Source organism: Paenibacillus sp. OV219 (assembly GCF_900110075.1).
In the GTDB taxonomy this organism is placed as follows: Bacteria; Bacillota; Bacilli; order Paenibacillales; family Paenibacillaceae; genus Paenibacillus_Z.
This window is the reverse complement of the sequence record NZ_FOCJ01000001.1, coordinates 1,258,084-1,279,885: the sequence shown is the minus strand read 5'-3', so window position 1 is coordinate 1,279,885 and position 21,802 is coordinate 1,258,084. Positions and strand designations below refer to the sequence as shown.

Below are 21,802 nucleotides of genomic sequence, written 5' to 3'. Positions count from 1 at the left end.
GACAAGCTGGAACGGTTCGCGGCGCTTTGCCGGGAAATCGGCGAAAGCGAAGCCAACGTCGCACTGGCATGGACGCTGATGCATCCGGCCATGACAGCGCCGATTATCGGACCGAGAACGTTGGAGCAATTCCAGAATACGCTGAGAGTCGTAGATCTCAAACTTACGGAAGAAACGATGAAACGTTTGGATGACATTTTCCCAGGACCGGGTGGGGAAGCTCCGCAAGCTTATGCGTGGTGATGGTTTAGCTGCAACATTACATGAATAATAATGAAAACATAATTGGAAATTAGCGTGGAAGCAGGAGGCGTCATACGTATGAAATATCGTAAACTCGGCAAGAACGGCCCCGAAATATCCGTGATTGGCTTCGGTTCGTGGGCAATTGGAGGAGGAGGCTGGGCCAGCGCTTGGGGCAACCAGGACGACGATCTTTCGGTGGAAAGCGTGCGTGTCGCATTGGACAACGGAATCAACTTTTATGATACGGCGGCCGTTTACGGGTTGGGCCATTCTGAGGAAGTCATCGGAAAAGCATTGAAGGGCGACCGCGACAAAGTTGTGCTGGCGACAAAATGCGGTCTCGTTTGGGATGAAAACAAGAGCATTTCAAAAAACGGTACCTATGACTCCATCCTTCGCGAAGCAGAAGCATCGCTGCGTCGTTTGGGAACCGACTACATCGATTTATATCAATTGCACTGGCCGGATACGGATACGAACGCTCCTGCTGAAGAGACCATGCGCGCCATGGATAAGCTCGTACAAGACGGCAAAGTGCGTTACGTAGGCGTAAGCAATTATAATGTTCCATTATTGGAAGCATCGCTTTCCGTAAGGCATGTCGATTCTCTGCAGCCGCCGTATTCCATTCTGAGGCCTGCCATCGAAAAGGAGATTCTGCCGTTCTGTCTGGAGAAAGGAATAGGTGTCGTCGCTTACAGCCCGCTGACTTCGGGTCTCCTGTCCGGAAATTATACGTACGACACCAGATTCTCGGATGATGATTGGCGTTCCCGCAATGTTGCCCATACCGGGGAAGGTCTAAGGAAAAACGTGGACCGCGTCGAGAAGTTGAAAATTATCGCGAGTCGTTACGGCATTACCTTGCCGCAGCTTGCCATCGCGTACGATCTTGCCCATCCAGCATTGACCAGCGCCCTTATAGGTGTTCGTAAACCGAGCCATATCTTGAGTGTACTGTCGGCCGTCGATGTCACTTTGGATGAAGCAACACTTGCGGAAATCCGCAAAATAGCCTTGGAGTAAGGCTAAGCCTTTTTGCCCTATACTTTTTAGTAATAATTGTGCATTCATCCAGTTCGGCCTCAGGCGATAGTCGCAGGAGGCCGAGCTTATTTAGTGAATGGATCGACAGAGTGTGAACTTCAGGGTATTTGGTGCTGTGAAATAGGTTGAAGAGTCAGTGGGAAATACTCGATATTCATGCAACATGAATGAACGGGGGGGAAGAAAATGGAGTACAGATCGCTTGGGAAAACGGGTATTCAAGTTTCAAGCCTTTGCTTCGGGACCATGTCCTTTGGCGGCAACGCCGACGAACAGACATCGGCCGCCATGTTTCGGCGCTGCCTTGAACTGGGGATCAATTTCTTCGATTCAGCCAATGTGTATAACGAAGGACGCTCGGAAGAAATACTTGGGAAATTGATTGCCGGCAGCCGTGATGAATTAGTGCTTACTTCCAAGGTGTGTATGCCGATCGGGAAAGACGTGAACGCGAGAGGGTTATCCCGCCGGCATATTATGTTGGAAGCTGAGAAGAGTTTAAAACGATTGAACACCGATCGCTTGGATCTCTATTTCGTCCATCATTTCGATTCGAATACGGCAATAGAGGAAACGCTGAGAGCCTTAGATGATTTGCAGCGGCAAGGGAAAATTCTTTATCCGGCTGTCAGTAATTGGGCGGCGTGGCAAATCACCAAAGCGCTTGGCATTTCCGCCAAGGAATGCTTGGCACGATTCGAATGCATTCAACCCATGTATAATTTAGTCAAAAGACAGGCGGAAGTGGAAATTTTGCCGATGGCGGAATCCGAGAAAGTAGGTATTATTTCGTACAGCCCGCTCGGAGGCGGATTGTTGACTGGAAAATACGGATCCGGAAATGCATCGGTTCAAGGCCGTTTAGTTGAGCAGAAGATGTATAATCTGCGGTATGGCGATAATCAATATTACCAGATCGCGGAACGATTCACTGAATATGCGCAGGTTCACGGGTTGCATCCGGCATCGCTTGCCGTCGCATGGGTCATGTCTCATTCTGCGGTTACAGCGCCGATCATCGGTGCTCGCAATGTGGAACAGCTTGAAACTTCTCTGGCGGCACTGCAAATCCAAATGACTCCGGAATGGCGTCAGGAAATTTCCGCGCTTTCGATAACACCTCCGCCGGCAACGGATCGAAGAGAAGAAGCGATCGAATAGCTGCATTGGTCGAATGTTGGAACAACGAGCGTAATGAATTTCTGTATCGAAAAAACGATTTGTAGGATATGGAGGAGAACCGGAAATGGATACAACGTCAACCTTGCGTGAAAAGGATCGGAAGCTTGGTGAAACTCTAAGGGAAATGGGCCGCGTTATGATTGCCTTTTCCGGAGGGGTCGACAGTACGTTCGTTTTGAAACGCGCCAAGCAGGAGTTGGGCGATCAAGTGCTCGCTATAACGGCTGCCTCGGAGACATTCCCAACCCGCGAATTCGACGCCGCGGTGCAGCTTGCCGCCGAAATTGGGGTTCAGATTTATAAAACGGAAGTGAAGGAATTCGAAAACGCCAGCTTCGTTGCCAATAACCCGGACCGCTGCTATCACTGCAAAACCGGTCTATATACTCACTTGCAATCGGTTGCGGCGGAATTGGATTATCCCTATTTACTGGACGGCTCCAACATAGACGATCTTGGCGACTATAGACCCGGCCTTCAAGCCAAAAATGAGCAGGGGGTCCGCAGCATCCTGCAGGAAGCGGGATTGAAAAAGGACGAGATCCGTCAGCTTTCCAAAGAATTGGGACTTCCGACTTGGAACAAGCCCTCCTTTGCCTGTTTGTCTTCGCGGATTCCATACGGCACCAAAATAGAGAAAAATAAAATCGACCAATTGGATGAGGGCGAATATTTTCTGTCCACGTTAGGCTTTTACCAGATTCGCGTGCGTCACCATGACAAAATCGCGAGAATCGAAGTGATGCCGGAAGAAATTCAAAAAGTCCTTGAACACCGGGAACAAATCTATGCCAAATTCATCGAGCTTGGTTTCTCTTATGTCACGCTCGATCTGCAAGGCTACCGGACCGGCAGCATGAACGAGGTGCTCAGCAGTGTTACGGTGGACAAAGCCAAGAAAGCGGCCACCCCATGATGGATATCAGTAACATTCTGAAGCTCGTTCAAGCGGGAGACCTGTCACCTGAGGACGCCGAACTCCGGTTGAAGAACATTATACCGGCCGAAACAGATCTCGGTTTCGCGCAACTGGACCTACACCGCGAGCTGCGGACCGGTTTTCCCGAGGTTATCTTCGGAGAAGGGAAAACGGCGGAGCAAATCATTCTTATTATGCAGAAGATGATGGCGCACAACGATCGCGTTCTCGCGACACGAATTGATTCCACGAAAGCGGTTGCGATTATCGAGGCAATCGGTGGTTCAGTGTACCATCCGATTCCTCGCGCGGTAACCTGGTTTCACAACCCGCCCGAGGTGAAGCAAAACGGTTATATCGCGGTCGTCTGTGCAGGCACTTCGGATTTACCTGTAGCGGAAGAGGCCGCCTTAACGGCGGAATATATGGGGAGCAAGGTGGAGCGTGTATATGACGTCGGCGTCGCTGGCATCCACCGGTTATTCAAGAAACTCCCCTTGATCCGCGGCGCGAACGCGATAGTTGTCGCTGCGGGAATGGAAGGCGCACTGACGAGCGTAATTGGCGGCCTGGTCGCCAGCCCCGTCATCGCCGTACCAACAAGCATCGGATACGGCGCAAACCTGCAGGGTTTGGCGGCACTCCTGACCATGTTGAATTCGTGTGCCCCTGGAGTTTCGGTCGTCAATATCGACAATGGCTTCGGTGCCGGTTATATGGCGGGACTCATCAATCAAAATATATCAAAAAGGTTGGGATAGTTTGAAAATCCTGTACTTCGACTGCTTCTCCGGGATTAGCGGCGATATGACGCTGGCCGCTCTAGTCGATGCTGGTGCTGACAAGGAGTATGTTGAGCGTGAATTGGCCAAAATTCGCATCGAACCTTTCACTTTGCAGTGGAAACGCGTTTCCAAGCAGGGGATATCGGCTCTGAAAATGGACGTTCTGCTCGAGTCTGAGCCTCAAGATCATCGCCATTATTCGGAAATCGTGACGATGATCCGGCAGGCGGACTTCAATGAACGGGTCGTATCGCTGAGTCTTGCCATTTTCGATAAAATCGGTACGTCGGAAGCGAAAATCCATAACATTCCCGTCGAAACCGTCCATTTTCATGAAGTCGGGGCGATCGATTCCATCGTGGACGTCATCGGAGCCGCGCTTGCACTTGATTCGCTTGGCATCGAACGAATTTATTGCTCTCCCGTGCCGCTCGGATCGGGAACGGTCAAATGCAGCCATGGTTTGTACCCCGTACCGGCCCCGGCAACGCTGGAGATGATGGTCGGATTGCCGATTGCCGCGACCGTGTACCGGATGGAAATGACGACACCTACCGGCGCGGGTATCGTTTCGGGAATCGTGGACGAATTTTCCTCTGGACTGCCTCCCATGGTTGTCGAATCCATCGGTTACGGCGCGGGCACCCGGGACCTTCCCGATCAACCGAACGTTCTCCGCGTCGTGGTCGGCACATTGGACCAGCCACGCTTGGATCGCCTGCAGCTCCAAGCGCTGCACGGCGATGGCAGCAGGCAGCCTCATGAAGAAGCGCATAAACACGGACACCGGCATGGACACGATCATGAACACGTACATGAACATGATCACCAACACGGAGACCGGCATGAACACGATCATTCTCGCGATAATCAACATCAAGCTGGCGAGGAAGAGATTTGAAGCGGCAATGCTGATCTGTCTATTTGTCCTTTTCTATGCCAAACTGCCTCCGTGCCGCTTCATACACGGCTTGTAACGGAACGTTATGTGCTTTCGCCACCCGCTCGCAATCCGCAAATTCAGGGGCAAACTGAATAAGCTCGCCGCGATGATAGCCGGTTTTTACGGTTATTTCCCCCCAAGGCGTGGTCACTTTCTCGAATCCTCTTCCCAAACGGTGGCAGGCGACGCGCATATAGCGAACTCCTAACGTGGTTGTTTCCCGAAAAATGACGCTCTCCGCTTTCTCAAGCAAATTCGCGTGGAGCAGTACGTTCAGCATGAGTCCGGGTCTTCCTTTCTTCATGATGATCGGGATCCAATAGACGTCGTTGGCACCCAGCTCGAGCAGCTTGTCCGTCACAAAAGGACTCAATTCCGGGTTCATATCGTCAATATTGGCCTGGATAACAACCATTTCTTCATCCAAGTGCTCGTTGGTGTGATCGAATTTCATTTGTGTTTCCCCTCGCTTATAGGCGGTTTACGTTCTCTCTTATAGTAGCTTAATTCGAATCGTTTGGCAGTGATTATATTTATCCGAAGGAGACGATTAATGAATGGAAAACAAATTGGAACGCCGCAAGCTTGGCCGGATCGATCAAGAAAGCACAGTCGTTATTTACGGAGCGGCCAGTTTGGGAAATGTCACGCAGGACCAGGCAGACGAATCGATTCAGTACGCTTTGGATATGGGAATAAATCATTTCGACACAGCGGCCAGCTATGGCGATGCCGAATTACGCATGGGTCCTTGGATGCCGAAGATCCGCAAAGATATCTTTCTTGCGACCAAAACCGGCGAACGCCAGAAGGATCCGGCGATGCGGCAAATCGAACAGTCATTAATCCGGCTTCAGACCGATCAGGTGGATTTGCTTCAGCTTCATGCCGTGACGAGCTTCGAAGAACTCGACGCGGTTACCGCCAAAGGCGGAGCACTTGAAGCCGCCATTTGGGCGAAGGAACAGGGCTTGGTAAAGCATATCGGCATCACTGGGCATGGTCACATCGCGCCGGCCGTTCATCTGGAAGCGCTGCGCCGATTTCCGTTCGAAACGGTTCTCACGCCGCTTAACTTTATTTTATATCAGAACCTGGAATATCGCCGCATTTTTAATGAGTTGGTGGAAGAGACGACGCATCAAAACACCGGCTTGATGGTCATCAAAGCCGTGGCCAAAGGGGAGTGGGCAAAAGATGAAGAGAGGAAATACGCAACGTGGTACGAGCCTTTCGATGAGCAGTCGATTACCGATCGCTGCGTGTCTTTCGTGCTCTCGCATCCAGGCATAACCGGGTTTGCGAGCGCAGGCGATATCCACCTACTTCCGGGGATTGTCGAAGCTGCCAAACGGTACCGCAAGATGAATGAGGAAGAGCAGGAAAGACTGATGGCTGTTGCCGGCGAATACGGTTCGCCTTTCGGACAATTCTAACTCATGATCACTTCTCGAAGGGCACCCTTAAGGGTGCCTTTCGATTTTGTTGTTCAGCAGCCCGGTGACGTGTTGTACTTCAAAAACCAGAAAGTCAACTCGGAGGAAATGGAGAGGTGAGAACGTCATCTAAATGAGCGACGATCTCTATTTCGGGCACGGAATCGGCATCAAAAACGCGGACGGCATCATAGCGGCACTGAGCAGGCATCGCGTTCTGGGAGAATCCCAAAACGCGCTGGTAGACATACGCCCGTACTGCAATAATGCCGGACGGCCGAACCCGATCACGGTGAGCGATCATCGGAATGCGGAAATATTTTTGGCATTAATCGGCCTTTGATGATGATTTATAGGCTGCGATACCCTATTCTATCAGCGAAGGCTATATATTAGATAGTAATGTGAAAAATCTCATTATAGTATACAGATTATATCTGCTATACTAAGTATATAAAGGGAGGCATTAATACCATGAACCTAAGCAATTATGTTCCGAAAGAAACTGCCATGATCGAGTGCAATATTGAGAAAACACTGGATGTCATCGGCGGAAAATGGGCCTTCCTCGTGCTTCGAGAGCTGTTCTGCGAGAAGCGCCGCTTCGGCGAGCTGCGCAGTCAAATTTCTTACGTCAGCCCGCGGGCGCTGACAAACACGCTTCGCCATCTCGAAAGCCAAGGCGTGCTGGAACGCCACGTCTTCCCGACAGTCCCCGTAACGGTGGAATACTCGCTTACCCCCAAAGGCGTGGATCTGCACGGCATTTTGCATGAGATGAAGCAGTGGGCCGCGAAGTGGACGTAATGAAGCGGGTATAATCCCAAACCTGTATAATGCTTCTTCCCCTGTATTGCAACAAGAAATTGACAAGCAACTTGTGCAGTACAAACAGACGCAGCAGAAAACAGCCCAGTTCACGGAACAAAGCGCTGTTCATGTTCAATGATAACTGTAAGCCAATATCGGGAGGGTACGGTAAGTCTGAGCCGTCACCAGTATGGACTCATGCGGGCGTAGTGGATTCTATGCCAGGAGTTCCACGTAAACTACGGGCTTTTCGTATTATTAGGTCAACCAGAATATACTGGTTGGCCTATTTTTATAAGCATTTTTATGATTATAGTTGGCCACGCCTTTTTATTGCATGTGGAATGGGCCAGGTTTTTGAGCTCACAAGCATTCTTAATAAACCAGACCAGAACATGTCGAGAAGGGCTTGGCCACATAATCGTCCGCTCCGTAATCGAGTCCGGCAATCTTATCAGGCTCCTCACCTTTTGCTGTCAGCAGGATAACCGGTGCCGGATTGCCTTGCCGGCGAAGTGTCTTGAGCAGCGAAATGCCATCTATGCCAGGAAGCATTATATCCAGCAATATTAAATCGTGAATGCCGCTCAGCGCATGATCGAGTCCTTCCTGACCATCATGAGCGACATCAACCGCATAATTCTCCTTCATTAATATCTGCGAGAGCGCCTCCGCCAGATGGACCTCATCTTCTACAATAAGGATCCACATTGCCCCCAACTCCTTCATCTGTCATGCTTCTATTAAAAATTACACTGACTTAACAATTTAAGTTTCGTTAAAGGTTCGCGCCTTAAGCTACAGACATGGAAGGGCGGCGGCAACGCCAAAGTGGAACTAGAAGGGAGCGTAAGGCAAATGGCAATTGAAGTATTTAACCGATTTGAGAACAAGTACTTGATGGATACGAGCGTGCGCCTTCAAGCTACGGAGTAGGCGTACTGACTTTGGCAGCCATGTTAACCGGGCTCGTTGGCTGCGGGGCCAACCGCCAATTCGCAACCTCCCGCTTCTGCAGCAAAGGGCTTCGGAGGCGAGAACGGCAATCCAGGCTTCGGCCCTCGCGGCGGCGGTATGTTAAACAATCCGGCATTAGTATCCTTACTGAAAATAGATCAACAAACGCTGCAAGCCGACTTGAAGAACGGTAAAACACTTGTGGAAATCGGACAAGAACAAGGCGTGACGGAGGATCAGATTGTCAATGCAATAGTTGAACAGCGAGTGGAGGTTGCCAAACAACAAGGCAAAACCGATGACGAAATCAATCAAAGCAAGGTGCAATGGACGGATCAGGCTAAAAATCAAGTCGAAGGGAAAATGAACATCAATCGCGGTAATACCAGAAATGGAAAGGGTCCAGGAGGCAAACAAAATTCCGGTCAAAGCAACAATCAATAATTGTTGATTTCAAACCAAAAGAAAAACCCGCCTTCAGTTGGTACTTGGATATAAAGCTATTGAAAGACACAACAACATTAAGTTTATAAGTAGGAGTGATCATTATGAAAAAGATTTTTGCAGTAACTGCAATGGGAATATGTCTTGCCTCTTTAGTAGCATGCTCTTCTCTGAATACGAATACACCAGCTTCTAATTCATCTAGTTCTCCACAAACACAACAACAAACACAGAAAAATGGCGGTCCAATGAAGACACAGGACGGATCTGTCGTAGGAAACGGCCAGGCGCCAAACGCTCGGTCTGCCCCGGCTCAAGGTGGAGCATCTGGCACGGTCGACAGTGTGTCCACGTCTGGCTTCACAATGACGACATCAACGGGGCTGCAGGTGACCGTCAACGAAACGTCCTCTACGACGTACATGAAGGGAACGAGTTCAACATCGGCAAATGCCATTGCAAAGGGCGACTTCGTCCTCGCACTGGGAACGGCTAACGGACCTACTATTGAGGCATCGCAGGTTATCTTGACACCGCCTGGAGGCCAATCTGCGACTGCCTCAGAGGTGATCCCCTTCGTGAAAAAACAAGGTCAAGGTAATGGCCAAGATCAAGATCAAGCGACTACGACAAAGTCTGTCGGTCAGATCCCGGCAGACTATAGTGAGGGATCGGGAACGATCGTTAGCGGAATAGAGGCGGATAAAGTGACGGAAGCTGTGCTGTACGCCTATCCGGGGGGCGTTGTCAACCGTGTTGCGAAGATGAGCGACGGCGAGTATAACGTCCACATCATGGGCGTCAGCTGGCCGCACCACGTCTTCGTCAGCGCAGACTTCAAGGTCGTCGGCGCCAATTAACCTGGACAATTTCGTCGAGCGGAAGTGAGTCATCCAGCTTCAACTGGAGACCAAATCTCTGATGTTGTGAAGAAGCAAAAGGAGCTGCCGCGGCAGCTCCTTCATTGTTTTGGTACTTAAACTAACGTTCTCCGTTGCTGCGGACCAAGCACAAGCAACGTCAGAATCAAGCGGAGCAGTAACGACTCCGTCACCTCAAGTAATACGGAATCGAGCGACAGGCGTACGGGTTGGATCAGCGTCTGGTTCGAATCGGACCTCGCCAGCGTCAGAAGGTCGTTCACCAGCTTGCCAAGCCGTCTGCTTGTCCCAGGAACGACGGATGGGAATCAATGCGCGCCCTGACAGAAACATGCCAGCAAAGATCAAGAAAATTCCGCCTAAGGCCGCGATGATATCCGCGAGCAGCAGTTGCAGCGTGAGATCTACGTCTCCCAAACTTTTGACGATCCCGACAGAGACGATTCCTTCCGGATATCTTTGGCCGTTAGAAGAATGACTGGCGTGGGCTCTTAATCGTTTCACGATTTCCACCCTGCTCATGCCGGGCAGCAGGTCGTCTCCTCCGGCCTTATTTTCACTAAGGCCGGATTTAAGAAAATTTAAAGGTTTGCTTGTTATACTGAGTTCGAGTTAGAAGATAAAGAACCCTTAAAGGAGAGAAACTTCATGGCGAAAATGGGAAAAAAATGGATCGTCCTTTGTTCCGCAGCCATTGGAGCATTGTACGCCACCGAATATATCGCTACACAATCTCAAGCGTCCGCAGCGCAGCCGTCTGCGGTTTACCAATCCGCGGACCCAATTTCTAACGCTCAAGTGTCCAGTACGGTGACCGCCAAAATTTACAAGAACGGCACCTATACAGGGATGGGAAGCAATCGGCGCGGGTCAATCCAAGTGGACGTTACCTTGAACAATGACAAAATCACCGACGTCGTAATCAGCGATTTCGCCATGCATTATTCGGAGTCCGATGTGGTAGGCTTACCGGACGAGGTGCTGCAATATCAGAGCGCGCAAGTCGACAACGTATCAGGCGCGACTTACAGCACCAGAGCCTTCGAGGATGCCGTCCAGAATGCCCTGGACCAAGCTCGGAACTCTTGAAAGGAGACTTCAAGATATGAAAAAAGCGAAATTGTTCATGGATACCGTCGTAGAAATCCAAGTGGAGTCCGAACAGCCGGAACGCGAGACCGAAGCGAAAGTCGACCGGGCGTTCGAGGCGTTCCGCATCGTGGAATCAGCCTGCAGCCGGTTTCAGCCTGACAGCGAGCTCATGAAGGCCTGCCGGCAGATCGGAACGCCGGTCCCTCTCAGCCCGTATGTATTCCATCCTCTCCGGTTCGCGATGGAAATTGCCGAAAGAACGGAAGGCGCGTTCGATCCCACCGTGGGGAAAACGATGGAACAGCTCGGCTTTAACCGCCATTACCTGACCGGAGCGCTCATGGATAGTCTTTCGGAAGGTTCGGTTACGTACCGGGATATCGTTTTGAACGACCGGGAGAGCACTTTGCTCTTTAAGAAACCGATGGTGATCGATTTGGGAGCCGTTGCTAAAGGCTTCGCGATCGATTTGGCCGCAAACGAGCTGAAGGAGTTTGAGAGATTCTCTGTGAATGCAGGCGGAGATCTCTACGCAGGAGGCTCGGATTCGCGTGCGAACGTTTGGAAAATCGGGATCCGTCATCCGGCAAAGAAAGATCGGATCATCGAGACGGTCGAAGTTTCCAACGAAGCCGTCTGCACGTCCGGAAGCTACGAGCGGAGGAGCACGGTAAAGGAGGGCGCGCATCATATCGTCGACCCCAAAGCCCAGCATTCTCCGCGCGATTGGATCAGTTGCAGCGTCGTCGCTCCGTTCGCCATGCTGGCGGATGGGTTCTCGACCGCAGCGTTCGCGATGGGCTCGGCGGAGGGGAAGGATTTCGTCGAAGAAGCGGGTCTGAAGGGAATATGGATCGCACCCGATATGAAAATAACCAAGGTTGGAGGGATATAGATGAGTTTCAAAACATGGTTCAAAACGCCGAAAGCGTGGGTGTTTATTTGTTTAGCCATTTATCTTGGCGTTGCGTCCTACGCTTCGCATGACATGAACGGCGTTCGGAACGGAGGCGTCGCGATTGTCGCGGCCATTGTTGTAGACGTCATATGCGGACTAATTGAGAAAAGGAAACGGATTTTTCCCGACGGCGCAGCCGTCACGGGGCTGATCATCGCCTCGATCCTAAGTCTCACGACTTCTCCTTGGATGGTGGCAGCCGTCTCGGTCATTTCCATTTTGTCCAAGCACCTGTTGACCCACAAGAAAAAACCAGTGTTCAATCCTGCGGCGTTCGGCCTGCTCGTTTCCATTGTTCTCTTTAAAACCCAGCAGAGCTGGTGGGGCGCGTTCGGCGACCTGTCCGCATGGTATTTCGTTCTGCTGTTGACCGGCGGGTATCTGGTCGTCAATCGAATCAACAAATTTCCGCAAGTGTTTACGTTTCTCGGAACGTATTTCATATTATTGTTCGTGTTGGGGAATGGGATGGTTCATATCGGAATGACTTATCTCGACGCGGCGGGCCTCTCCGACGCGCTCCGTCCTCCATTCGTCAATGCCGCGGTTTTCTTCGCCTTGTTCATGCTGACGGATCCGCCTACTTCTCCGAATAAAGTCGGGGACCAGGTCGTTTTCGGTTTCCTCACGGCCGTGGTCGGCGTATTGGCTTACGGATATATGGGAGGATTGATGTATTTGTTCATCGGGCTGATGGCCGGTAATCTCTATCAATGGGCGAGAAGCATGTCCTCCCGCTCAGCCAAAAGAGCTCGTCCTCCAATGAAGAAAGTCGATCACGGAATGCCGGGTTGAAGTCCCTGGTCTGAACCGCAATGAAGGGGGTAGCATAATGGCTAAAATGATTCTATGTTCCGCCGCAATAGGTGCAATCTACTCTGCAGAGTATGCCGTAACGGCGACTCCTTTATCCGTGCTGGCATCCCAAACCACACGGATATCGGGCTAGTTGCCAACGCCTTATCTTGCAAGCCGATTTAGACGGCGTGTTGATCACACCAGAGCTGAGGATATTCCAGATCGGAGGAGGTGAGGTTCGATGACGCTGGAACAATGGCTGAAGACGCCTAAAGGGTATGTTGTAATCGCCTTGACTTCATATATGCTAATTGTTATCGCATTGTCGCAAGATATGAAGGGGATTGTAAACGGCATACTCGCCGTTATTGTAACAGCGGCGGTGGACACGATTTGCTGCCTGCTTGAGAAACGCAAACGAATATTGCCGGATGGCGCTGTCATTACTGGGCTGATTATTGCGATGATACTCGGCACCCATACGTCGCACTTGGTTGTCGCGGCAAGGCGATTTCATCCAAGCATCTTCTCGTCTACAAGAAGAAACCGGTGCTGAACCCGGCGGCTTTCGGGCTGCTCGTCTCCGTCATTGCTTTTCACACCGAACAAAGCTGGTGGGGAGCATTCGGTGATCTTCCGGCTTGGAGCGCGCTGCTTCTTTTCGTCGGCGGTTACCTAGTCACGGACCGGGTGCGCAAATTTCCGCAAGTGTTCGCCTTTTTCGGCACTACTTCATCTTGCAGCTGGTGATGGGCTATATCCAGGTGGGAGATTCCGTGGATGCCTTGCGCTCACCGTTTATAAACGCTGCGCTGTTCTTCGGCTTCTTCATGCTGACGGACCCGCCGACTTCACCCGCAAAAACGATGGATCAAATCTTGTTCGGAGTAATTGCGGCTGTTACGGGAGCGGTCATATACGGGATTTACGGTGGCTTATTGTATCTATTAATCGGACTGCTGGCTGGTAATATTGTTCACGTCCTTAAGATGCGGTTATCCGCGAACCGGCAGAAGCAGAAACCATTATCCACATACCAGAGGTGACACTTATGAGCAAAAGCAAGAAAATTTGGATTCCTGCGATCATCGCCCTTCTAACAGCTGCTGTTCTTGTCGTGTGCTACTACATTTACGCTCATGCCAAAGGAGAATTTCACCCTCACCCGGCGCAAGGCGGTAATGGAGCGATTCCGAAAGGCGAGATTCACAGGCCCGATGGGGAAGACAGTACATTAAGCGGTTATTTCTCCACATTTGGCACGATCGCCGTATTTTTGGGAGCGGCCGGGTTCTCCTGGTTCTGGTTCAAAAAGAAGCGGAAATCTCCATCGATGCTCGTCCGCCAAGCCGGCAAGCTGTTTTATTCCTTGCATAAGCTGCTGGGCTGGGCGACGTTCATCCTGGTTGCCGCTCACGGCATTTATTTCTTGTTCACGAAAATTCATGACGAGAATATTTACTCCGGCCTTGCCGGATTTGCGATTTTACTCGCCCTAGCCGGGTACGGCTATTTTATCAATAAGGTGCGGAACAATTGGATGCGGACCGTCCATCGTACGCTCGGCGTACTGTGGGTTCCGGTGCTGTGGTTACATGCTGGCGGTTCGGCGATCATTGCCACTGCTGCAACGATCGCGGTCGGTTGCCTCGTCTATCTGCTAGAGAAGTCGGCAAGCAACGCGAAACAGACTGTACAAGAGCATTAAAACCGCCTTAAAGTCTAGGATCCATCTTCGCCGGAACACGTCAGGCACGATGATCCATCATTTGAACAAGAAGATGAGGTATGGAAATGGCCAAATTCCAACAGAATGCGATGGCTTCAGACAATGGAGAGCATCTTGAAGCGCACTTCACGGCATCGGATATCATAAAAGATATTGTCATTGGGATGGCGGACGGATTAACGGTGCTTTTCGCGCTCGCTGCTGGATTGTCGGGTACGCTCTCCAATTCTAATCTTGTTGTCGTCGCAGGCTTTGCCGGGATCGCCGCGGGCTCCATTGCCATGGGATTGGGCGGGTACTTGGACGGACCGTGAGCACTATTTGTACGAACTTGAACGCGAGCGCTTTGAGATTGTCACCTATCCGGAAAAGGAGCGGAAAGAAGTAGCCGATATATTGCCCGAATCGGCCGTTTCAGACACCGTCGATGCTATCAGCAAGGACCCCGATCGTTGGGTCGATTTCATGATGAAGTATGAACTGGGGTTTGAGAAACCTGAACCAAAGAGGTGATTCATATCTTTGTTACCAAGAATGCCAGAAGTCTATAGCTTTGGCCTAGTGAACGAGAAAAAACAGCCCATTCTGAACTAGGATGAGCTGTTTTGTATGTTTAATATTCTACTTTTAAATCATACGAACATTTTTATGGTGTTGGCCTCTTCACCTTCTTGCGGTCACGATACTGCTTTGGCGTGACACCGGCATTCCGTTTGAATGACTTAATGAAATGGGTCTGGTCGTAATAGTTCAATCGAGTTGCGATGGTAGAGATGGAGTCCGTTGAGAAATCCAGCAGTTTCTTGGCTTCTTCCGCCTTTTCTTGTTGGATAAAACTACTGATCGTAATTCACATTTCGAACCAACATATTCCCATTGTTCTATTTGACGAAAGCGGCTCTACCCTATTTGAATAGAGGCAGTTCCATCATCAATACAACCTCAAGAGTCGCATACGAAGGAGACAAGGATGTCATTGATTACTCCGCAACGAAAGGAGCAATCGTAAGCTTTACTCGCAGTATGGCGCTGTCTTTGGCTGATAAATGGATTCGAGTCAATGCGGTCGCTCCAGGACCTTCATGGACGCCGCTTAATGTGAGCACATACTCCAAGGAGCATGTAGCTACGCTAGGCACCAACAGCCCGATCGGACGTGCGGCGCAGACATTCGAGATTGCGCCTGCCTACGTATACCTTGCAGCGGATGAATCCATGTACGTCACAGGTCAAGTGGTCCATGTTAATGGAGGTTTGATCCGCTACTCTTGAAGTCAGTACCAGCTTACTTGATAACGATAAACGGTCTCATCATTTCATTATCCTCGTGCTCCAAGACATGACAATGCCATACATACAATCCTGTATAAGGACCAAACCGCATAATAATGCGGGTAACTTGGTTAGGATTCGCTTGTATGGTATCTTTCCATCCTTGTTCATGTGGCTGTGGAGGGATCGCCGCCCCCGTAAACTGGAGGATTCCCTCCTTAGCGAACTTATCGGCATCGATATCTCTTCGGTCTATGATTTGAAAATCTACTAAATGAAGGTGAATCGGGTGTGAATCCGGAGATACATTAATCAAATACCATATTTCGATGGACCCCAATGCAGGATTTTCACTTATTGGGGCATCCCATGGTTTATTATCCAATAGCATATATGGCCGACCGAATCTATCCAGATCTTTTCGAAATGGAAGGTATCTGGTCTTATCGGCTGCTTGTTCGTTTAGTTTTGGCATCGCAACCATCATAGCCGGAATCACGCTTGTATCAATCGTGGAGAGCGGGAGCACCACTCTAAACTGCATCACGACACTCGTATTTTCGTCTACTGGAACCCCGCTTGGAAAAGGTGTAGGGGCATCGTTCGTCAAGTTGATATGCTTGCCTGCCAGATTGGTAAAATCAATGATAACGTCCGCTCGTTCTGCAGGAGATAACATCATTTCGGTTACTCCTACCGGGTGCTGCATAAGGCCTCCGTCCGTAGCGATTACATACATCAATTGTCCCGAATCAAGCATCATTCTAAAAAAGCGGGTATTGGCGCCATTCAACATCCGAAATCGGTATTTTCGCGGTTCTACGTTTAAATAAGGGTGTACTTTGCCGTTAACCAGATTAGTCTCTCCGATAAATTGAGGACTGACGGACGTTTCTAATTCCGGGACAGGTGGATTCGGCTGCGTTGGATAGTAGAGAGATCCGTCTTCATTCAATGTCTTGTCTTGAATAATTAGTGGAATTTCATACTTGCCGCTTGGTAAATTAAATGAACGTTCCCGTTGATCTCGGATTAGAAAGAAGCCCGCCAACCCGGCATAAACGTTAAGTCTTGTAATTCCGATCGTATGATCATGATACCAGAGCGTACAAGCTGGACTGCAATTATCATACCGATAGATTTGCTTTTTGAAATAGCGTCCGACTTGCTTGAATCCATTTGTAAACCAAGCTTCCGGATAGCCGTCGCTTTCCCATTCGACACAAGCGCCGTGTACGTGCACAACCGTTCGCACTTCCGGTACATCCTTATGAGCGCCATGCAAAGAATAATCGATAGGCAGCAGATGCTTGTCCGGTAGATTGTTGTTCCATTTTATAAACACTTTTTCTCCACTTTCAACTTCTATTGTCGGTCCAGGATAGCTGCCTTCGTAGCCCCATACCGTTGTGTCGTTTAACTCGCTATGGAGCGATTGTTTGAATTCGCTCATATTCACTTCGTAATACGTCTGAATTCGATCTTTCCATCGCGGTTTTAAAACAGGGGGAATGGGAAGCTCGTCAGCAAATTTAGTAAGCTTGGTACGAGATGATCTAAATCGCTTATGTGAAGAGCCGTCATGATACATTACGATCCCCCCAATTTCTTGCTAGACGTAGGATGAACATGCATATGAAAAACACCAGCTCTTGCACGGAGACAAGAGTTATTTGTCGTTTTGGAAATTGGTCTCTGATTTACTGTTATGAAAGAATAGAAATCTTTATTCAACCTTTTATTTTCGGCAAAATCCGTCAACGGGCTATTCAGGCTGGTAGGCGATTGGCATAGTAACACCAGCGGAGTTTTTTTCATACGTATATGTCATGAACGATTATCGGCATATGACCAGTTTGGGCTGTTCTCATTTACATTTCCTATTTTGTAAGTGCTGATGATTATCACATGAACATATAACGGAGGCTAATAAAATGAATGAATTTAAGAACGATCTTCAAAATCTGAATGCAGATGCTTTTAAAGCGAGCAGCATGACGCCGAATGCAGGTCAAGGTCAAGTGGATCCTAATAATGTTCGTCTATGTATAGGCCTTTGCATCGGATCTTGTATCGGATTTTGTTCATGCGGAGGCTGTGGCGGCTGTGGCGGCTGTGGCGGCTGTGGCGGTTGTGCTAGATGTGGAGGCTTTGGCGGCTGCGCACGTTGTGCAGGCTGTGTCCGTTGTGCAGGCTGTGCCCGTTGTCGTTAAAAATGATCAATTAATTGTAAATAATGGTTCAAGACACCTCTGCAATCGCTTTTGGGTTGCAGAGGTGTCTTTCTATGTATGTGCGAGCATGACGGACAAGTGGCCTTACATACCTTTATAAAGGAAGTCATGTTACGAATAGTTAGATTTCATAATAAGGAGGAATGAAATTTGGATCCTTCTACGCGTTTTAAAGTAAGAGGAGATACCTTTTTTCTCCCCAGTTCGGACGGAAGTGTTTTTTTTCGCAACAATATTGGTTCATTTCGGATGGAAGGCAGCACAATTAATCAATGGATTGAAAAATTATTACCTGTATTTAATGGTGAGCACACGATGCATGATTTAACGGATGGATTGCCGGAACAACATCGTAATCATGTTTATGAGATTGCAAAAGTATTATATGCGAACGGTTATGTCCAAGATGTAAGTCAGGATCGTCCAAATCAGCTGCACGAGAGTATTGTTAAGAAATATGATTCTCAAATTGAATTTTTGGACAGCTTTGACGGATCAGGTGCATACCGATTTCAATTGTATCGTCAGTCCAGCGTGCTTGTTGTTGGAACTGGTACTTTTTTGGTTTCTCTTGTCAAATCATTATTTGAATCTGGCTTACCGCAATTCCACTTTCTAGGCTTGAACTTAGAAACGGAGAATCGAGCACGGATTTGGGAGCTGGAGCAGCATTATCGTAAGTGTGATTCAGAGGTCAAGGTGGACGAGATTAGCTGGCCGAAGAATGTGGTTGCAGATTGGTCTTCGATCGTAGAGCCTTATACTGCTGTAATATTCGTCTCGGATCAAGATGGAGAACCGGAGCTAAGATTGCTTAATGAAATTTGCCGACAAAAAAACAAGGTTCTGCTGCTGGCTGTTATTTTTGAACAAGCTGGTCTAGCGGTTCCATTTTCGTATTCTAATTCGGTAGGCGATTGGGAATCAGCATGGCGCAGAGTCCATCATTCTGCGATTTATAAGGATACAGCTGATCATGCCGCTTCTTCCGTTGCGGAAGCGCTGCTTGCTAATGTAATCGTCTTCGAATGGTTGAAAACAGCAGCAGAAGTAACAAAACTCGAGAAAAATAATAAGCTCTTTCTACTTAATTTAGAGACGCTGGAAGGGAATTGGCATTCGTTTCTTCCCCATCCATTAGTAAATGGTCACCGCTTCATCGAGAGGATAGAAGATGTCGAGCTGCTAGCGGGAACGGATGCAGAGAATCGAGTTTCAAGCGAATTGCTGCCTTTCTTCAGTCAGCTAACATCAACGGAGACAGGCATCTTGCATATTTGGGAGGAAGGGGAGCTGCGGCAGCTTCCGCTTTCGCAGTGCTGTGTTCAGCCTGTTGATCCGCTGTCAGTTGGCCCTGCGCTTCTACTTCCTGAAATTATATGTAATGGTTATAAGCATGTAGAGGCAAGAAGAGAAGCGGGTCTTCGTGGAATCGAAGCTTACGTGTCGCGTATGTCTAATTTTCTAATCAATCAGACGTATGAAGAAAACGGTATATCTGACGTTTTAAGATTCGATGAGTTTGCTAACGTAGGTGCTGGTGAAACGATTGAGGAGGGCGTTTGCCGCGCTTTGCAAAAGTATCTAATGAATGCACGGATGAAGCGGTATGAAACTCATACACCGTCGATCACGCTGGTGAAGCTGAGTCAGGTAGAGGATGAACGCTGCCGTTACTATATAAATGCCTTAACAACGATGCAAGGGGCACCAACGTTCGGACTGGGTGAGGATATATTAGGGTTTCCTATTGTATGGTTACAAGCAAATGACCGATGGTATGACGCCGCAGATCTCAATGTAACTTGGGCACTTCGGAACGTGTTAATGATTTCCTTATTGGATGCTCAAAACAAAGCGGATCATATTGCGGGGAAAGTGCATCATGCGGCAATAAATGTAAAAGAATCTAATATGAACTCTATTTCGATACCCGCTTCTGATCCATTCGAGCATCGAGAGGTTTTGCAGATGGCCGTGCAGCAATTAAATCGCATCCACAAGCGTTTGCTCGTATTTGACGTAACACCAGAACCTTTTTTGAGAGAGGAACTGGCGGGCGTATACGGCGTCTCGCTTCGAGAGGTGGTTGAAGAATGAGCGCTGTTGTGGCAGTTGTTGGCGTAGGCCAGCTTGCTGACTATGTAAACGATATTTTATCTGCAAGCTGTCAGCTTGTAAGGATGAATGAAATGAATGAAATGGCTTCTGAGTTACCAGAATCAACTGAACTTGCGCTCGTGCTTAGTGATGGTAACGATGCATCCTCTCATCTTATGGCAGAGAATGTTTTCAAGAAAGCTGGAGTTCCGTGGCTGCGCGGGTTTGTAGCATTTGGTGAAGGCGTCATTGGTCCGCTTGTCGTTCATGGGAAGGCAGGCTGCTCACAATGCGCTGATTTGCGGCGTTTAATGGCTGGAAATGATCGAAAGGACATGTGGGAGCTGCAACATTTGTTCATGCATGGAGAAGTTCTCCCTGATATTTGGTCTTCTCGCAGCGGACTATTGCATATGGCTCATCTTATTGCAGCAGAAGTCCACAACTTTCTTATCCGTCATACGACTCATCTTGAAAATCATATTAAGCTCATACATTTGCAAACGCTCAACAGCTCGTCTCATTTTTTTTTACCAGATCCGCAGTGTACCATATGTGGGGAAATACCGGATGACACTGCCATAGTTTCGCGAATAAAGCTGCAGTCCAGCCCGAAAAGCAGTGAAAACAGCTACCGCACCCGTTCAAGGGTTGAGTTGAAGGCGGTTCTTTCCAATGATTATCTGGACAATCGCAGCGGCCTCTTGAACGGAAAAATGATTGACCTTATGTCACCATTTGCCGACGCTAGCATCAATTTACCGATGTTCTCAGGGGATGAAGGCTGCGCTGGGCGTACGCATTCTTTTGGGGACAGTGAAATGACAGCGATATTAGAAGGATTGGAACGTTATTGCGGCATATCGCCGCGAGGAAAGAAGACAGCGGTTCATGACAGTTTCAATCATTTAACAGAGATTGCGCTGGACCCTTCTCGAGTAGGAACACATGATAAGGCGCTGTATGAGCGGCCCGATTTTCCGTTTCGACCATTTGATCCAAACAAGAAAATAGATTGGGTGTGGGGATATTCGTTCTTGCAGGAGAAGCCGATTCTCGTGCCAGAGCTGCTCGCTTATTACAGCTCCGGCTGCGGTCACGGCTTTGTATATGAAACCTCAAATGGGTGCGCCTTAGGAGGAAGCTTGGAGGAAGCGATATTTTACGGCATATTGGAGGTTATAGAGCGGGATTCTTTTCTAATGACGTGGTATGCGCAGCTGCCGCTCGTTCCTATAGATCCCTATTCCTCGGGTGATCTTGAAATGAATTTAATGGTGGAGCGGCTACGCGATGTCGTCGGTTATGATGTGCATTTGTTCGATTCGACGATGGAGCACGGCATTCCAAGTGTGTGGGCGCTTGCCAAAAACAGAACTAATCAAGGCGTAAATATGATTTGCGCTGCAGGGGCGCATCTTGATCCCGTGAGGGCGGCTAAAGGTGCAATTCATGAGATAGCGGGCATGCTCCTTGCGTTTAACGAAAAGTTAGAGGCGAACCGCGGGCAATATCAACAAATGCTGCATGATCCTTTTCTCGTTCGGCAAATGGAAGATCACTCCATGTTGTACAGTTTGAAGGAAGCAGAAGATCGTCTGGATTTCCTGCTAAATAATGATCGTCCAGTTCTATCTTTTAAAGAAGCTTTCAAACCAAGGACACAGCATGTGGATTTAACCGATGAATTAAACATGTTGATCCAAACTTTCAGAAATCTTAATCTAGAGGTCATTGTTGTTAATCAGTCAACGCCAGAGACGCTGAGAAATGGACTTCATTGTGTGAAGGTGCTCATACCCGGCATGCTTCCCATGACGTTCGGCCAACACCTTGTCCGCTTGACTGGCCTGGAGCGGGTGCTGCGAATACCAGCAGAGCTGGGCTATGTGAAGGAGCAGCTTAAGCAAGAAGAACTTAATTGTCATCCGCATCCTTTTCCATAAGCAGTTATTTCCCCTAAACGTTG

At 49.0% G+C, this 21,802-nt stretch carries 25 protein-coding genes and 3 pseudogenes; 23 read left to right on the top strand and 5 right to left on the bottom strand.

What is annotated here, in order from left to right:
- From BMY11_RS05750 to larC (BMY11_RS05725), 6 genes are all read left to right on the top strand, one after another.
- On the top strand, window positions 1–243 hold a 243-nt coding region (locus tag BMY11_RS05750; protein WP_177182508.1), incomplete at its 5' end, for an aldo/keto reductase.
- 78 nt (window positions 244–321) lie between these two features.
- Window positions 322–1,272: an aldo/keto reductase gene (locus BMY11_RS05745; protein WP_090573462.1), complete on the top strand. Its 951-nt coding sequence runs from the start codon at window positions 322–324 to the stop codon at window positions 1,270–1,272.
- A 207-nt stretch (window positions 1,273–1,479) separates the two neighbouring features.
- Window positions 1,480–2,454: an aldo/keto reductase gene (locus tag BMY11_RS05740; RefSeq protein ID WP_090573461.1), complete on the top strand. Its 975-nt coding sequence runs from the start codon at window positions 1,480–1,482 to the stop codon at window positions 2,452–2,454.
- An 85-nt stretch (window positions 2,455–2,539) separates the two neighbouring features.
- Window positions 2,540–3,391, top strand: coding sequence for an ATP-dependent sacrificial sulfur transferase LarE (gene larE, locus BMY11_RS05735; RefSeq protein ID WP_090573460.1), 852 nt, complete (start codon window positions 2,540–2,542; stop codon window positions 3,389–3,391).
- Window positions 3,388–4,155 carry a nickel pincer cofactor biosynthesis protein LarB gene (larB, locus tag BMY11_RS05730; RefSeq protein WP_090573459.1) on the top strand — a complete coding sequence of 256 codons (768 nt, stop codon included), beginning with the start codon at window positions 3,388–3,390 and terminating at the stop codon, window positions 4,153–4,155. Before larE ends, larB begins: the two co-directional genes overlap by 4 nt.
- Before the next feature lies 1 nt (window position 4,156).
- Window positions 4,157–5,080, top strand: coding sequence for a nickel pincer cofactor biosynthesis protein LarC (gene larC, locus BMY11_RS05725; RefSeq protein ID WP_090573458.1), 924 nt, complete (start codon window positions 4,157–4,159; stop codon window positions 5,078–5,080).
- A gap of 19 nt (window positions 5,081–5,099) precedes the next feature.
- Here larC (BMY11_RS05725) and larC (BMY11_RS05720) read toward each other — a convergent pair whose 3' ends face one another.
- Entirely contained in the window at window positions 5,100–5,576 is a 477-nt protein-coding gene (larC, locus tag BMY11_RS05720; RefSeq protein ID WP_090573457.1) for a nickel pincer cofactor biosynthesis protein LarC2, read from the bottom strand.
- A 103-nt stretch (window positions 5,577–5,679) separates the two neighbouring features.
- On the opposite strand from larC (BMY11_RS05720), the gene BMY11_RS05715 reads away from it, so the two are divergent.
- From BMY11_RS05715 to BMY11_RS05705, 3 genes are all read left to right on the top strand, one after another.
- Window positions 5,680–6,558 carry an aldo/keto reductase gene (locus BMY11_RS05715; RefSeq protein ID WP_256217314.1) on the top strand — a complete coding sequence of 293 codons (879 nt, stop codon included), beginning with the start codon at window positions 5,680–5,682 and terminating at the stop codon, window positions 6,556–6,558.
- A 133-nt stretch (window positions 6,559–6,691) separates the two neighbouring features.
- Complete coding sequence (locus tag BMY11_RS05710) at window positions 6,692–6,901, top strand: hypothetical protein (RefSeq protein ID WP_090573456.1); 210 nt, start codon at window positions 6,692–6,694, stop codon at window positions 6,899–6,901.
- 131 nt (window positions 6,902–7,032) lie between these two features.
- Window positions 7,033–7,365, top strand: coding sequence for a winged helix-turn-helix transcriptional regulator (locus BMY11_RS05705; protein ID WP_090573455.1), 333 nt, complete (start codon window positions 7,033–7,035; stop codon window positions 7,363–7,365).
- A 399-nt stretch (window positions 7,366–7,764) separates the two neighbouring features.
- On the opposite strand, the pseudogene BMY11_RS05700 reads toward BMY11_RS05705, so the two are convergent.
- Window positions 7,765–8,079: pseudogene (locus BMY11_RS05700) on the bottom strand (response regulator); the annotation flags it as partial.
- A 363-nt stretch (window positions 8,080–8,442) separates the two neighbouring features.
- Here BMY11_RS05700 and BMY11_RS05695 point away from each other — a divergent pair.
- Together BMY11_RS05695 and BMY11_RS05690 are read left to right on the top strand one after the other, a co-directional pair.
- Window positions 8,443–8,769, top strand: coding sequence for a hypothetical protein (locus BMY11_RS05695; protein WP_143069214.1), 327 nt, complete (start codon window positions 8,443–8,445; stop codon window positions 8,767–8,769).
- A gap of 248 nt (window positions 8,770–9,017) precedes the next feature.
- On the top strand, window positions 9,018–9,629 hold the full coding sequence (locus BMY11_RS05690; RefSeq protein ID WP_143069213.1) for a hypothetical protein: 612 nt from the start codon (window positions 9,018–9,020) through the stop codon (window positions 9,627–9,629).
- Between the two features lie 195 nt (window positions 9,630–9,824).
- On the opposite strand, the gene BMY11_RS05685 is transcribed toward BMY11_RS05690, so the two are convergent.
- Entirely contained in the window at window positions 9,825–10,154 is a 330-nt protein-coding gene (locus BMY11_RS05685) for a hypothetical protein (protein ID WP_143069212.1), read from the bottom strand.
- Window positions 10,155–10,298: 144 nt separating this feature from the next.
- On the opposite strand from BMY11_RS05685, the gene BMY11_RS05680 reads away from it, so the two are divergent.
- The 8 genes and pseudogenes from BMY11_RS05680 to BMY11_RS29665 all read left to right on the top strand — a co-directional run bounded on the left by BMY11_RS05680 (window position 10,299) and on the right by BMY11_RS29665 (window position 14,740).
- Window positions 10,299–10,739, top strand: a complete 441-nt coding sequence (locus BMY11_RS05680) for an FMN-binding protein (protein ID WP_090573450.1) — start codon at window positions 10,299–10,301, stop codon at window positions 10,737–10,739.
- A gap of 16 nt (window positions 10,740–10,755) precedes the next feature.
- Window positions 10,756–11,637, top strand: a complete 882-nt coding sequence (locus BMY11_RS05675; RefSeq protein WP_090573449.1) for an FAD:protein FMN transferase — start codon at window positions 10,756–10,758, stop codon at window positions 11,635–11,637.
- The gene (locus BMY11_RS05670; protein WP_090573448.1) at window positions 11,638–12,495 is read left to right on the top strand and encodes an RnfABCDGE type electron transport complex subunit D; all 858 of its coding nucleotides are present in this window, start codon (window positions 11,638–11,640) and stop codon (window positions 12,493–12,495) included. It abuts the gene before it with no gap.
- 244 nt (window positions 12,496–12,739) lie between these two features.
- Window positions 12,740–13,054, top strand: a complete 315-nt coding sequence (locus tag BMY11_RS29205; protein ID WP_256217313.1) for a hypothetical protein — start codon at window positions 12,740–12,742, stop codon at window positions 13,052–13,054.
- Entirely contained in the window at window positions 13,048–13,248 is a 201-nt protein-coding gene (locus BMY11_RS29200; protein WP_256217312.1) for a hypothetical protein, read from the top strand. Before BMY11_RS29205 ends, BMY11_RS29200 begins: the two co-directional genes overlap by 7 nt.
- Window positions 13,249–13,274: 26 nt before the next feature.
- Window positions 13,275–13,544: an RnfABCDGE type electron transport complex subunit D gene (locus BMY11_RS29195; protein WP_256217311.1), complete on the top strand. Its 270-nt coding sequence runs from the start codon at window positions 13,275–13,277 to the stop codon at window positions 13,542–13,544.
- Window positions 13,545–13,549: 5 nt separating this feature from the next.
- Entirely contained in the window at window positions 13,550–14,206 is a 657-nt protein-coding gene (locus BMY11_RS05660; protein WP_090573447.1) for a hypothetical protein, read from the top strand.
- An 80-nt stretch (window positions 14,207–14,286) separates the two neighbouring features.
- Window positions 14,287–14,740, top strand: a pseudogene (locus tag BMY11_RS29665) (VIT1/CCC1 transporter family protein).
- A 133-nt stretch (window positions 14,741–14,873) separates the two neighbouring features.
- On the opposite strand, the gene BMY11_RS29660 reads toward BMY11_RS29665, so the two are convergent.
- Window positions 14,874–15,071: a helix-turn-helix domain-containing protein gene (locus tag BMY11_RS29660; RefSeq protein ID WP_371262760.1), complete on the bottom strand. Its 198-nt coding sequence runs from the start codon at window positions 15,069–15,071 to the stop codon at window positions 14,874–14,876.
- An 8-nt stretch (window positions 15,072–15,079) separates the two neighbouring features.
- Here BMY11_RS29660 and BMY11_RS05645 point away from each other — a divergent pair.
- Window positions 15,080–15,499, top strand: a pseudogene (locus BMY11_RS05645) (SDR family oxidoreductase); the annotation flags it as partial.
- Window positions 15,500–15,512: 13 nt separating this feature from the next.
- Here BMY11_RS05645 and BMY11_RS05640 read toward each other — a convergent pair.
- Complete coding sequence (locus BMY11_RS05640; protein ID WP_090573444.1) at window positions 15,513–17,090, bottom strand: multicopper oxidase family protein; 1,578 nt, start codon at window positions 17,088–17,090, stop codon at window positions 15,513–15,515.
- A 515-nt stretch (window positions 17,091–17,605) separates the two neighbouring features.
- On the opposite strand from BMY11_RS05640, the gene BMY11_RS28745 reads away from it, so the two are divergent.
- The 3 genes from BMY11_RS28745 to BMY11_RS05625 are packed head-to-tail and all read left to right on the top strand — an operon-like array spanning window position 17,606 to window position 21,779.
- Window positions 17,606–17,833, top strand: coding sequence for a hypothetical protein (locus BMY11_RS28745; RefSeq protein WP_177182507.1), 228 nt, complete (start codon window positions 17,606–17,608; stop codon window positions 17,831–17,833).
- Window positions 17,834–17,883: 50 nt separating this feature from the next.
- On the top strand, window positions 17,884–19,833 hold the full coding sequence (locus tag BMY11_RS05630; RefSeq protein WP_090573442.1) for a putative thiazole-containing bacteriocin maturation protein: 1,950 nt from the start codon (window positions 17,884–17,886) through the stop codon (window positions 19,831–19,833).
- Window positions 19,830–21,779, top strand: a complete 1,950-nt coding sequence (locus BMY11_RS05625) for a TOMM precursor leader peptide-binding protein (protein WP_090573441.1) — start codon at window positions 19,830–19,832, stop codon at window positions 21,777–21,779. The genes BMY11_RS05630 and BMY11_RS05625 overlap by 4 nt, the downstream gene beginning before the upstream one ends.
- Window positions 21,780–21,802 lie beyond the last annotated feature (23 nt).

Excerpts from the sequence above, each read along its gene's own strand:
- larE (WP_090573460.1), top strand. The coding sequence starts at position 2,540 with ATGGATACAACGTCAACCTTGCGTGAAAAGGATCGGAAGCTTGGTGAA.
- BMY11_RS05670 (WP_090573448.1), top strand. The coding sequence starts at position 11,638 with ATGAGTTTCAAAACATGGTTCAAAACGCCGAAAGCGTGGGTGTTTATT.
- BMY11_RS05715 (WP_256217314.1), top strand. The coding sequence starts at position 5,680 with ATGGAAAACAAATTGGAACGCCGCAAGCTTGGCCGGATCGATCAAGAA.
- larB (WP_090573459.1), top strand. The coding sequence starts at position 3,388 with ATGATGGATATCAGTAACATTCTGAAGCTCGTTCAAGCGGGAGACCTG.
- BMY11_RS05690 (WP_143069213.1), top strand. The coding sequence starts at position 9,018 with ATGAAGACACAGGACGGATCTGTCGTAGGAAACGGCCAGGCGCCAAAC.
- BMY11_RS29205 (WP_256217313.1), top strand. The coding sequence starts at position 12,740 with ATGACGCTGGAACAATGGCTGAAGACGCCTAAAGGGTATGTTGTAATC.
- BMY11_RS05675 (WP_090573449.1), top strand. The coding sequence starts at position 10,756 with ATGAAAAAAGCGAAATTGTTCATGGATACCGTCGTAGAAATCCAAGTG.
- BMY11_RS05680 (WP_090573450.1), top strand. The coding sequence starts at position 10,299 with ATGGCGAAAATGGGAAAAAAATGGATCGTCCTTTGTTCCGCAGCCATT.
- BMY11_RS05705 (WP_090573455.1), top strand. The coding sequence starts at position 7,033 with ATGAACCTAAGCAATTATGTTCCGAAAGAAACTGCCATGATCGAGTGC.
- BMY11_RS05740 (WP_090573461.1), top strand. The coding sequence starts at position 1,480 with ATGGAGTACAGATCGCTTGGGAAAACGGGTATTCAAGTTTCAAGCCTT.
- BMY11_RS05640 (WP_090573444.1), bottom strand. The coding sequence starts at position 17,090 with ATGTATCATGACGGCTCTTCACATAAGCGATTTAGATCATCTCGTACC.
- BMY11_RS05710 (WP_090573456.1), top strand. The coding sequence starts at position 6,692 with ATGAGCGACGATCTCTATTTCGGGCACGGAATCGGCATCAAAAACGCG.
- BMY11_RS05625 (WP_090573441.1), top strand. The coding sequence starts at position 19,830 with ATGAGCGCTGTTGTGGCAGTTGTTGGCGTAGGCCAGCTTGCTGACTAT.
- BMY11_RS05695 (WP_143069214.1), top strand. The coding sequence starts at position 8,443 with ATGTTAAACAATCCGGCATTAGTATCCTTACTGAAAATAGATCAACAA.
- BMY11_RS05660 (WP_090573447.1), top strand. The coding sequence starts at position 13,550 with ATGAGCAAAAGCAAGAAAATTTGGATTCCTGCGATCATCGCCCTTCTA.
- larC (WP_090573457.1), bottom strand. The coding sequence starts at position 5,576 with ATGAAATTCGATCACACCAACGAGCACTTGGATGAAGAAATGGTTGTT.
- BMY11_RS05745 (WP_090573462.1), top strand. The coding sequence starts at position 322 with ATGAAATATCGTAAACTCGGCAAGAACGGCCCCGAAATATCCGTGATT.